6 protein-coding genes are annotated in these 11,643 nt (G+C 56.7%); all 6 read left to right on the forward strand.

The genetic code is table 11. From position 1 onward, the window contains the following. Positions 1-17: 17 nt before the first annotated feature. The 6 genes from FF011L_RS24590 (at position 18) to FF011L_RS24615 (ending at position 11,642) form a co-directional block, all read left to right on the forward strand. Positions 18-1,721, forward strand: a complete 1,704-nt coding sequence (locus tag FF011L_RS24590; RefSeq protein ID WP_145354581.1) for a solute:sodium symporter family transporter — start codon at positions 18-20, stop codon at positions 1,719-1,721. 435 nt (positions 1,722-2,156) lie between these two features. Further along, positions 2,157-3,197 carry an AAA family ATPase gene (locus FF011L_RS24595; protein ID WP_145354582.1) on the forward strand — a complete coding sequence of 347 codons (1,041 nt, stop codon included), beginning with the start codon at positions 2,157-2,159 and terminating at the stop codon, positions 3,195-3,197. Next, positions 3,197-4,108 (forward strand): DUF58 domain-containing protein, encoded by a 912-nt coding sequence (locus FF011L_RS24600; protein WP_145354583.1) that lies wholly within the window; start codon positions 3,197-3,199, stop codon positions 4,106-4,108. Before FF011L_RS24595 ends, FF011L_RS24600 begins: the two co-directional genes overlap by 1 nt. After that, the gene (locus FF011L_RS24605; RefSeq protein ID WP_145354584.1) at positions 4,105-6,129 is read left to right on the forward strand and encodes a BatA domain-containing protein; all 2,025 of its coding nucleotides are present in this window, start codon (positions 4,105-4,107) and stop codon (positions 6,127-6,129) included. Before FF011L_RS24600 ends, FF011L_RS24605 begins: the two co-directional genes overlap by 4 nt. After that, complete coding sequence (locus FF011L_RS24610; protein WP_145354585.1) at positions 6,126-8,318, forward strand: hypothetical protein; 2,193 nt, start codon at positions 6,126-6,128, stop codon at positions 8,316-8,318. Before FF011L_RS24605 ends, FF011L_RS24610 begins: the two co-directional genes overlap by 4 nt. A gap of 21 nt (positions 8,319-8,339) precedes the next feature. Next, positions 8,340-11,642 carry a hypothetical protein gene (locus tag FF011L_RS24615; protein ID WP_145354586.1) on the forward strand — a complete coding sequence of 1,101 codons (3,303 nt, stop codon included), beginning with the start codon at positions 8,340-8,342 and terminating at the stop codon, positions 11,640-11,642. The last annotated feature ends 1 nt before the right edge of the window (position 11,643 follow it).

Here is an 11,643-nt window from a genome sequence, read left to right on the forward strand (position 1 = left end):
TCAAAAGCTCTCCGCCGATGCTTACCATTGTTTCGTTCGTCTTCTTTACTGCTTTGGTCGGCGTCCTGACTTGGCTGATCACTCGTCACAAAGAAACGGATTCGGCCGACGGCTACTTCCTGGCCGGGCGCAGCCTTGGGGCGGGGGTGATTGCGGGATCGCTGCTGTTGACCAACCTTTCGACCGAGCAGTTGGTGGGCTTGAATGGCGACGCTTACACCAACGGTTTGTCGGTGATGGCCTGGGAAGTTGTCGCAGGGGTTTCGCTGGTCCTGATGGCGGTCTTCTTTTTGCCTCGCTACCTGCGGCGCGGGATCACGACCATCCCTGAATTCCTGGCCGGTCGCTACAACGATACGACTCAGCTGATTACCAACTTTATCTTTATCCTCGCCTATATGATGATCCTGCTGCCGATCATCCTTTACACCGGCGCGATGGGGCTGAAAGAGATCTTGGCGATCTCCGATCTGACGGGGATCGAATCGGAGACCGCGACGCTTTGGCTTACCGTGTGGACGATCGGGATCATTGGTTCGATCTACGCCATTTTTGGCGGACTTCGCTCGGTTGCCGTTTCGGATACGCTGAATGGTTTTGGGCTGCTGGTCGGTGGCGGCTTGATCGCTTACTTCGGGTTGAGCGCCGTTGGGGACGGCAGTGCACTCGAAGGCCTGTCGACGCTCCGTGAAACCCATCCCGAGAAATTCAATTCACTCGGCTCCGCCGATAGTTCGGTCCCCTGGCCGACCCTGTTCTCCGGCGTGCTCCTGCTAAACCTGTTTTACTGGACGACCAATCAACAAATCATCCAGCGGACGTTCGCTGCCAGCACTCTAGCCGAAGGCCAAAAGGGAGTCCTCCTCGCGGCCACGTTCAAAATCCTGGCGCCGTTAATCCTGGTCCTGCCCGGGATCATCGCGTTCCATCTTTACGGACAAGGAGACTCCCCGATCCCTCAAGACCAAGCTTATGGGACGCTGGTCCGCAATGTACTACCAACCAGCCTGACCGGCTTTTTTGCCGCGGCGTTGGTGGGAGCCATCCTCAGCTCGTTTAACTCAGCTCTGAATGCGACCGCCACCCTGTTCAGTCTTGGGTTTTACCGCAAACTGATCCGTCCAACGGCAAGCGATCACGAGACCGTTCGGATGGGCCGTATTTTCGGGACCATCATCGCCCTTGCCGCGATGACGATGGCTCCAATGCTGGCCGGCCAAGACAGTATCTTTGGCTACCTACAAAAGATGAACGGACTCTACTTCATTCCGATCTTTGCAGTCGTGTTGGTCGGTATGTTGTCTAAGAAAACACCTGCCATCGCTGCAAACATTGCGTTGGTTGTCGGCGTCGTCGTGATCTTCTGCGGCTATTTTGCTCCCGGTTTCAGCAGTGTTGTCGGCCAAATCCACGAATTCCACTTCCTGGGAATTGTCTTCGTTAGCCTTGTCGCAATGATGTTGGGTTTTGCAGCGATTGCACCTCGACCATCGCATCAGCATTCATCGGCCGGCCAAGGATCCGCAGCGAAATCGGACCTTGCCGCGGACCAACCGTACGCCCCTCTGCAAACGGGCAGCGAAGGACTTCAAACGGACGATTCAAGCGACGACGAATTCCCACCCAGCCCAATCGATATGACTCCCTGGCCTTTGGCACTCCCCGCCGGAATCACCTTGGCGATCATTGTCGTTGGGATCTACGCCTGGTTTGCGATCTAGTCCCAGGCCGTTTATCCAGGCGAAAAGCCTCCAGACGATCGATTCTTGCCCCATTCGGGAACTTTTGTAGTTCGGATGCCGTCAACCATTGAGCGGCAACGTGCGATATCAGACGATTCGGCGGTACGTGCGTCGGTTAATTTAGTGACGAATTTGAAGGTCGCCGGGCATAGGGAGGAATCCTAACCCGCCGCGTGAGCGAACGACAACGGTCGACACGGTACAGTCCCTCGCTCACGCGGCGGGTTAGGATTTCATATGCCGCCTAGATAACAAAAACCCTTTGTTTCTCGTGCGGACGCATTTTGGAGATGAAATAGACACCCCATTCAGGGGTACGATCCGCTAAGCTACAGACTCGGTAGTACCTGCGCAGCTGAGAAATAGAGTGCTCACTCGTCAATGCATTTCCGCGAATTGGAATCGATATACACCATGTCCGATGCGATCTCTTCGTCTGGTTCCAAGCCTGACACCGAACCCACATTGAGCGATAACGATGTGCAGGCGATCGACGACCTGCGCGTTGCTCACAGCAAACTGAAAACGGAACTTGCTCGCGTTATTGTTGGGCAACAGGCCGTTATCGATCAGTTGGTCATCTGCTTGTTTGCTCGTCGGCATGCGTTGCTGATGGGAGTCCCGGGACTTGCCAAGACCTTACTGGTCAGCAAACTGGCAGAAACCCTTTCTTTGCATTTTAGCCGTATCCAGTTCACTCCCGACCTGATGCCGATGGACATCACCGGGACCGACATCCTGCAAGACAATGCAGAGGGCCGCCGCGAATTCCACTTCGTCAAAGGCCCCGTCTTCGCCAACATCGTCTTGGCGGACGAGATCAACCGAGCCCCACCCAAAACGCAAGCTGCCATGCTGGAAGCGATGCAAGAGCAGCGGGTGACGGTGGTTGGCAAAACGTACGAACTGCCTTCTCCGTTTATGGTCTTGGCGACGCAGAACCCGGTCGAGCAGGAAGGAACCTACCCGCTTCCCGAAGCTCAACTGGACCGTTTCATGTCGCTGATCGAACTGGATTACCCAAACGAAGCCGAAGAGATCCAGATCGCCAAAAGCACGACCGGTGGCGATCTGCCGGAACTGGCACATCTGCTGACCGGCGAAAAAATCCTCGAGCATCAGGCTTTGGTACGGCGAGTCCCAGTGCCCGATCATATCTACACCTACGCGGCTCGACTGGTCCGTAAAACGCGACCACAGGGTGAGTCCGCTCCGTCTTGGTTGCCTCCGTTGGTGTCATGGGGAGCAGGTCCAAGAGCCGTCCAAAACCTGATCCTGGGTGCCAAGTCTCGAGCCGCCCTGCTGGGCAGTTACATGGTTCGCTTAGAGGACGTTCAAGAAGTCGCCGCAGCGGTGCTGACCCATCGAATCATCACCACGTTCGCGGCCCAAGCCGAAGGGATTGCGGCCAAGGACATCGTCAAACGACTGATTGAGGAATCGAACGAGAGTTAATGTTTACCGGACGACAACCTCGCGAATTCCTTGACACCAAAATCCTTGCTCGCCTAGCCGGGATGCCTTTGTTTGCGCGCCGTGCGATGCAGGGGAACGTTTCAGGAAAGCATACCAGCCCGCACCGCGGGGCCAGCGTTGAATTCGCTGAATACCGCAAGTACGTTCCCGGCGATGACCTGCGCCGTTTGGACTGGCGAGCCTACGGGCGATCGGATCGGTTCTATATCAAAGAATTCGAAGCCGACACAAACCTCCGCTGCTGCGTCGTCCTGGACACCAGCGGGTCGATGGATTTTGGCACCACCGGAACAACCAAAATCCAGTACGCCCGCCAGATCGCCGCCTCGCTTGGTTACTTGGCGGTCCAGCAAGGGGATGCGATTGGCCTGCACTGCTTCGCCGACGGGATCGTAAAAAACGTTCCGGCAAAACGGAACGCTGCCCACCTGTCCCTTATCTTTGACACCCTGGAACAGGCGATCCCCGAAGGGCCCACGCAACTGATCTCTGTGCTGCACGAACTGGCCGAAACCATTCGCCAGCGAGCCTTGATCGTTGTCATCTCCGATTTCTTTGTCGATCCGGCAGAACTGCGTGGGTGCTTTGAACATCTCCGCTTCCGCAAGCATGACCTGGCCGCTTTTCAGTTATTAGACCCTGCCGAGCTTGAATTTACTTTCCAGCGTCCAACACGATTCTTGGACATGGAAGGAGGTCCGGCGATCTTTGCCGAACCGAACGTGATTGCCGATCGATACCAAACGGCGCTCAACGAATACCTCAAACAACTGCAACAAATCGTCTTGGAAACCGGGGTCGATTACCATCGGACTCGGATCGACGAACCGTTCGAGCAAGCGTTGATGCGATTCCTGGTCGGGAGAACTCGAGGGCGAGGCGTACGATGAGTTTTCTACAACCTTGGATGCTGCTCGCTTTACCGCTGGTCGCTTTGCCGGTCATCATCCATCTGATCAACCAGCGTCGTTTCCAGACGATGCCCTGGGCGGCGATGATGTTTCTGCTGGCCGCCAACCGGATGTCGCGAGGCTATGCAAGGTTGCGGCAGTGGCTGATTCTTCTGTTTCGGATGCTGGCGATTGCAGGCCTGTTGTTTGTGATCAGCCGTCCCCTGGCAAGTGGCTGGCTGGGAGCAACCGCCGGTGGCGGAGCCGATGCGACGATCGTGATCCTGGACCGTTCGCCTAGCATGCAACAGATCGGCACCGGGTCCAACAGCAGCAAACTAGATACCGCTAGGCGGCAACTTAGCGACGCACTGGCCACGCTGGGAACTTCGCGGTTGGTCTTAATCGACAGTGGCGATTCGTCGGCGCGAGAACTCGAATCGATCGAAGCAATCTCGGACGCGACCGACACCGGCCCGGCAGGCAACACGGCCGACCTGGCGGGGATGCTGAAAACCGCGTACGACTATGTCAAAGCAAACCGTGTCGGACGCGCCGATGTCTGGATCGTTTCCGACCTGCGAGAAAGCGACTGGGAATCGGGAAGCGGACGCTGGGATGCGCTTCGAGACAACTTTGCATCATTGCCACAGACGACCAAATTTCATCTGCTGGCGTACAGTGAACCGACAGCTCAGAACCGATCGATTCGAGTCACCAACGTGCGTCGTCAACAACAAGGGGACACCACAAATCTGTTGGTCTCGCTAAGCCTAAGCGGCGACGAAAACAACACGGCGGAAGGCGAATTCCCGCTGCAGTTTGAAATCGAAGGCGCCCGCTCGGAAACGACGATCGCGCTCACCGGCGGCAGTGCCGAAATCAAAGACCACCCAATTCCAATCGATAGCCAATTGGTTCGTGGTTGGGGTCGTGTTTCGATCCCTGCCGACACCAACCCCGCCGATAACGATGCCTACTTTGTGTTTGCGGAACCCGCACCCCGCAAAACCATTCTGGTCAGCGATGATCCAGAAACCTCGCGACCGCTGTTGCTGGCAGCCCAAATTTCTCCCGATCCAAATGTCGCGGCAACCGCCGAAACGGTCAACCGCGATCAGCTGGCGACGATCCCCTGGGAAGAAGTTGCCCTCCTGGTCTGGCAAGGGGACCTACCAAGTGCCGCCGAACAAAAACCGATCGATGCTTTTGTCCAAGCGGGCGGACAGGTACTGTTTTTCCCTCCCAAAATCATTGGTTCCCAGCAAGCCTACGGTTTGAGTTGGCAGCCCTGGATTTCCGACGACAAAGGGGCCGAAGTTTCCAACTGGCGAGGCGACGAGGACCTGCTTGCCAACACGATCAGTGGAGCCTCTCTGCCAGTTGGCAAACTTAAAATTCACAAGTACGCGGGACTGAAGGGCGAGTACACGCCGCTGGCAAGTTTGGATGAACAGCATCCTCTGCTAGTCCGCGCCAATCGATTTACAAATGACCCCGCTGGCAACCGAGATACCACGTCTCTTTCCGGACCGCCGGGCATCTACTTTTGCACCACCACTCCCAACCCCGGCGATTCCACGTTGGCACGCGACGGTGTGGTGCTGTACGTCGCGATCCAGCGAGCCATCCTGCGAGGCAGCGAAGCCTTGGGCGACACGCGTTCCCTGGACGCGGGAGCCAGCGAAGCGGTCGACTGGCGAGCGGTCAGCGTTAACGAAGACGCCATTTCCTCCCAGTACGGAATCCAGCCGGGAATCTACGAAACCAGCCAAAAGCTGCTGGCAATCAATCGCAGCAAAGCCGAAGACAGCGCCACCCTGGTAAGCGATCAAAAACTGGAATCCTTATTTCAAGGACTCGATTTTTCCCGCGTCGATGACCAGGCGGGCAGCCTCCGATCCTTGGTAAACGAAATATGGCGTCTGTTCCTGATCATCATGATCGTCGCCATGATTGTTGAAGCGGCGTTATGCCTTCCGCAGAAACGAACTGCGAACGAAGGAGCCGCAACGCCATGAATCGAACCCAAGCCCTTACATTTGAATGGTCCCCTTGGACGCTTGCACTTTCCGTCGTTCTGATCGTCGCAGGAGCGATCTTTTGTTGGCTCGCTTGGCGGCGTAGCGGATACCGCCGCGTGATTGGCTGGCTGGAACTGCTCCGCTTCTGCTTGATCGCCGCCGGCGTTGTCCTACTGAACCAACCGGAATGGGTCCAGGAATATCGTCCCAAGGAAAAACCGACGGTTGCGGTCTTATACGACGCCTCCGACAGCATGACGACGATGGACGCGGTTCGCAGCACCGGCGGCCCCGCGGTCACACGGCACGAACAAGTTGCTCCCCTTTCCGAAGCAGAAACGTGGAGCGGCCTGCAAGACCGATTTAACGTCGTGATCGAACCCTTCGCTTCTCCCGAAAGCGAAGACGGATCGAATTTGACCGCTCCCCTAAGTGGCGTGATCGACCAACATCCGAACTTGCTAGGAGTCGTCTTAGCATCCGACGGCGACTGGAATCTCGGATCCCCCCCCGTCGAAGCGGCCGCTCGCTTACGTGGCAAAGGGGTCCCGGTTTTTAGCGTTCCGGTGGGACGTTCCAGCCAATTACCCGACCTGGAACTGCTCAGCTTTGACGTCCCCACTTTTGGGATTCAAGGCAAAGCCGTACGCATTCCGTTTACCATCGAAAGTGCCCTGCCCCGCGAATACTCAACCACCGTGGTTCTCCGCTCAAGCGAGGGCGACGAAATCAGCAAAGACGTTCTTGTCGCTGCGATGGGACGAACCAACGATTCCCTGATCTGGCAACCGCCAGCCAATGGCGATTTCACCCTGACTTTGGAAGTCCCCCCGCACAGCAGCGAAACGCTTACCGAGAACAATCAACGAACGGCCCCGATTCAAATCCGCGAAGAACGACTTCGTGTGCTGGTGATCGAATCGGTACCACGCTGGGAATATCGCTATCTACGCAACGCCCTCTCTCGAGACCCTGGCATCGAAGTTTCCTGCTTGCTATTCCATCCTCAACTGGACAAAGTGGGCGGCGGGAATGCGGACTACATCAGTGAATTCCCCGCAGGCCTAGACCAACTGTCGCCGTACGATGTCGTTTTTCTGGGCGACGTTGGAATCGATGATGGTCAATTGACCGTCGAACAATGCGACCAACTGAAAGGGCTGGTCGAGCAGCAAGCTAGCGGCTTGGTTTTCATCCCGGGCTGGCAAGGGCGGCAGTCCGGTCTGCTGGAAACCAGCTTGAAAGAACTCTACCCCGTCGTGATGGATCCGCTGCAGCCCGACGGGTGGGGATCGCGCACGGCAAGCCATTTCGAATTGACCGAAATCGGCCAGCGAAGCCTCTTAACCAAACTGGCCGACACGCGTGAAGAGAACGCAGAAATCTGGGAATCACTACCCGGTTTCCAGTGGTATGCCCCGGTCATCAAAGCCCGCCCCGGCAGCGAAGTCCTTGCGGTCCACAAAGACATTTCGAACGAGTACGGGCGACTGCCCCTATTGGCGACGCGAACCTACGGCACCGGCAAAGTCCTGTTCATGGGGACCGACGGAGCCTGGCGTTGGCGAAAAGGGGTCGAAGACCTTTACCACTATCGATTCTGGGGCCAAGTCGTTCGCTGGATGGCCTACCAACGCAACATGGCCAAAGGCGAAACCATGCGGCTGTACTATTCACCTGAACAGCCTCAAGTCCGTCAAACCGTCACGCTGACCGCCAACGTGATGGAAGAGAACGGTGAACCCTTGGTCAGCGGAAATGTCTCCGCCCGGATCGTCGGACCATCGGGGCGTGGGCAAACCGTTCAATTCACGTCCCAAGGGGATCAATGGGGCGCCTTCAGCGGTCGCTTTCGTTCCACCGAGTCGGGCGAGCACAGCGTAACCCTTTCCTGCCAACAAACGGGTGCTACCCTTGAAACGACCGTGTACGTCCAAGGGGCTGCACTTGAGCGAATTGGGAAACCTGCACGCCCCGAGGTTTTGGAAGAAATCTCGCGTATTTCGCGTGGACAGGTCATTCCAATCGATAAACTAGAATCGATTCGCAATGCACTGCAGACGCTGCCTGACCCTCCACCTGCAATCCGGCGGCTGCAATTATGGAGCCATCCACTGATTGCGGGAACCATGGTTTTTCTTCTCGGTCTATTCTGGATCGGTCGAAAAGCTGTGGGATTAATCTGAGCCGGATGTAAGGAATTTCTGATGAACAAGCCGTCGACCAGACAACACCAGAAATTGGTGATTCCCCAGTCGCTAGAAAATCAGTTAGATCAGTACCGGCGACAGGTATGGAAAATCAAAACGATCGAAGCGATCGCATTAGCCCTCTGCGGGTTACTGATCGGTTTCCTGATCGTTTTTGCACTCGATCGCTTGTTCGACACGCCGGCCGTTATCCGTCTGCTAGTTTTTGCGGCAGCGGCAATCGTTTGTGGCGTCATTCCATTGTTCTTCCATCGTTGGATCTGGCAGCACCGCCGCACCGAGCAGCTGGCACGTTTGCTTAGCCGCCGCATGCCGCAACTGGGCGACCAATTGCTGGGCGTGATCGAACTGACGCATAACGAATCGGAACAACACCGCTCGCCGGCGCTGTGCGAAGCGGCCATGCAACAGGTCGCCGAAGTTTCCAGCAAACGGGACCTCCGCAAAGCGACGCCTCCCTCACGCTATCGCAGCTGGAGCGGAATCGCAGTCCTAACCGGATGCGGCGCAGCTGCGCTGATGCTGTTGTTCCCTGCAGCAACAAGCAATGCATGGGCTCGTTTTCTGGCTCCATGGAAACAGACCGAACGCTACACGTTTACACACTTGGACGAGATCCCCAACCAGATCATCGTCGCCCATGGCGAATCCTTTCCCCTGGATGTTCGCTTGACCGAATCGACCGAATGGCACCCCGATACCGCCCAGGTTTCGATTGGATCACGTCCACCGATCGAAACATCGATCGAACAAGAAGGTTACCAGTTTGAACTGCCCCCGTTGATCGAAGATGCAGCGTTGGCGTTGCGAGTCGGCGATGCCCGCCGCGAGATTGCGGTCGTCCCCAAACTGCGCCCCGAACTACGTGAACTGACCGCGGAAGTGACTCTGCCAGAATACCTGCAGCGAACCAAAGGGATCGAAAAAGACCTCCGCAGCGGAATGGCGGCCATTGTCAAAGGAAGCCAAGCGGTTGTCCGCGCCAAAATCAGTCGACCTCTGACCGCCGCCCATGTCAACGGCGAAGCGGTCAACGTGCAATCCGATCAGTTTGTTTCGACCACGGTCCCGGTCGAACAAATGGCCGACTGGAAACTGGACTGGCAAGACGAATTTGGTTTGGCGGGACGCGAACCGTTTTCGCTTTCGATCGAAGCCCACGAGGACGAAGCGCCCACGGTCGCCTGCGAAAATCTTCAACGGACCAGCGTTGTCCTTGACTCCGAACTTCTCAATTTCCGCATCAAAGCCAACGACGACTTCGGGATCCGCCGAGTTGGAATTCAGTGGAGCAGTCTAAACGATCAGTTCGTCGACGAACCGATTGAAGGCAGCCGAGCGCTCGCAGGCGGAAGTCCTGAATCGGAATCGATGGACATTCAGGGAACGTTCTCAGCGAACTCGTTGGGGATTCCCGCACAAGCCCTCCATCTGCGGATGTGGGCGGAAGATTACCTTCCCGATCGTCCACCGATTTATTCCGCCCCCTACACCGTATTTGTTTTAACGCCAGACCAACATGCGATCTGGATGGCCGAACAGTTAAACAAATGGCACCGCCAGGCACTTGAAGTCCGTGACCGAGAACGCCAACTATTTGAAGCCAACAAAGAACTCCGCAGCATGACCGCGGACGAACTGGATCGTCCCGAAGCACGTCGCCGATTGGAAAGACAAGCCCAAGCCGAACGGACCAATGGACGACGACTAAGCAAACTGACCGGCGCCGGTGAAGAACTGGTCCGACAGGCAGCCCGCAATCCCGAAATCGGCGTTGGACACCTCGACCGCTGGGCCGAAATGCTGCAGGTCCTACAGGATATTTCGGACAACCGAATGCCCAACGTTGCCGACCTGCTGCAGGAGGCGTCCGAACAATCCAAACTGGCGAAACTTGGCAACACGCCTCCTAAGCCACAAGGGCCGCAAGCTGGCAAGGTCCGCGCCACCGGCTCCGGCGGGACGCCCCGCGAAGAGGAACCCGATCCTGAAAACAAAACACCGCCAGCTCCAACCATCGCCGACGTTGAATCGAATCAACAACCCGCTAACGAACCGGCGCCGTCCGAAGAAGACGCCCCTCCCAAGAAACCTTCCTCCCCTTCACTGGGGCTGGCAAAAACGACGCTGATTGGTCCGGGCGGAGAACCCAAAGAACCACCTCCCCCAGCAAACGACACCGTCGACAAAGCGGTCCATGAACAAGAGAACCTGCTGGCCGAATTTGAGAAAATCTCCGACGAACTGAATCAGATCCTCGGCAACCTGGAAGGAAGCACGTTAGTTAAACGCCTGAAGGCAGCCGCACGGAAGCAATACGCGATCGGCGGGGACCTAACCGAAGATATCGATTCGACGTTTGGCCGCACAAAGTTTGGCGACAAAAAAGTGGCCGACGAGAAAACCGTCCAGGAAAAACTGGCTCACCTGCAGACCAGCGAAGAAGAAAGTTCGCAAGATGTATCGCGAATCATGGACGACATGCACGCCTACTTTGAGCGACGCCGTCTGACCAATTTCAAAACCATTCTCGAAGACATGAAGAAAGAAGATGTCGTCGGGGGGCTGCGGCAATTAGGTTCGGACTTGGTCTCCCATCAAGCCACCTCGGTCGCCCAATGCGACTACTGGTCCGATACGCTGGACCGCTGGGCGGAGGACCTTGTCGATCCCGCCTCCAACGGTAGTTGCCCGGGCGGCAAATCGCCTGGCAGCCTACCCCCTTCCTTGGTTCTGGAGGTTCTTCACGTCTTGGAAGCAGAAGTCAAACTGCGTGAAGAAACCCGAGTCGCTGAACAGGCTCGCGAGGTGACCGAAGAGGAGCAATTTCAGACCGAAGCCAAACGCCTGTCCCGCGATCAAAATGGATTGAGCAAACGAATCCTCAAAGTCGTTGAAGCGATCGAAGCCCTGCCTGAGGGAGCGGCACGATTTGCCAAGGACATCAAACTACTGGAAGGGGTTATCCCGGTCATGAACGACGCGACCGAGATCCTCCGCAGCCCTGACACCGGACAGCAGGCAATCGCAGCGGAAACCGAAGCGATCGAACGCCTTTTGGAAAGCAAGCGAATCAATCCAAGCGGCGGCGGTGGCGGAGGCGGATCGACGCCGGGCGGCGGCGGTGGGGGAACCACAACCGACACCGCGATCGTCCTGATGGGAAAAGGCATCAACAAAAATGAAGTCCGTGAAGATCGTGCGATCTCCCAATCGACGGGCGAAACCGGCCCGGCACTTCCCGCCGAATTCCGAGCGGGTTTGGACCGCTACTTCAATGAACTGGAACAGGTTCAATAAA

The organism is Roseimaritima multifibrata, from assembly GCF_007741495.1.
In the GTDB taxonomy this organism is placed as follows: Bacteria; Planctomycetota; Planctomycetia; order Pirellulales; family Pirellulaceae; genus Roseimaritima; species Roseimaritima multifibrata.

Bases quoted from the DNA above. Each gene is read 5' to 3' on its own strand.
- FF011L_RS24615 (WP_145354586.1), top strand. From the start codon at position 8,340: ATGAACAAGCCGTCGACCAGACAACACCAGAAATTGGTGATTCCCCAG.
- FF011L_RS24590 (WP_145354581.1), top strand. From the start codon at position 18: ATGCTTACCATTGTTTCGTTCGTCTTCTTTACTGCTTTGGTCGGCGTC.
- FF011L_RS24610 (WP_145354585.1), top strand. From the start codon at position 6,126: ATGAATCGAACCCAAGCCCTTACATTTGAATGGTCCCCTTGGACGCTT.
- FF011L_RS24595 (WP_145354582.1), top strand. From the start codon at position 2,157: ATGTCCGATGCGATCTCTTCGTCTGGTTCCAAGCCTGACACCGAACCC.
- FF011L_RS24605 (WP_145354584.1), top strand. From the start codon at position 4,105: ATGAGTTTTCTACAACCTTGGATGCTGCTCGCTTTACCGCTGGTCGCT.
- FF011L_RS24600 (WP_145354583.1), top strand. From the start codon at position 3,197: ATGTTTACCGGACGACAACCTCGCGAATTCCTTGACACCAAAATCCTT.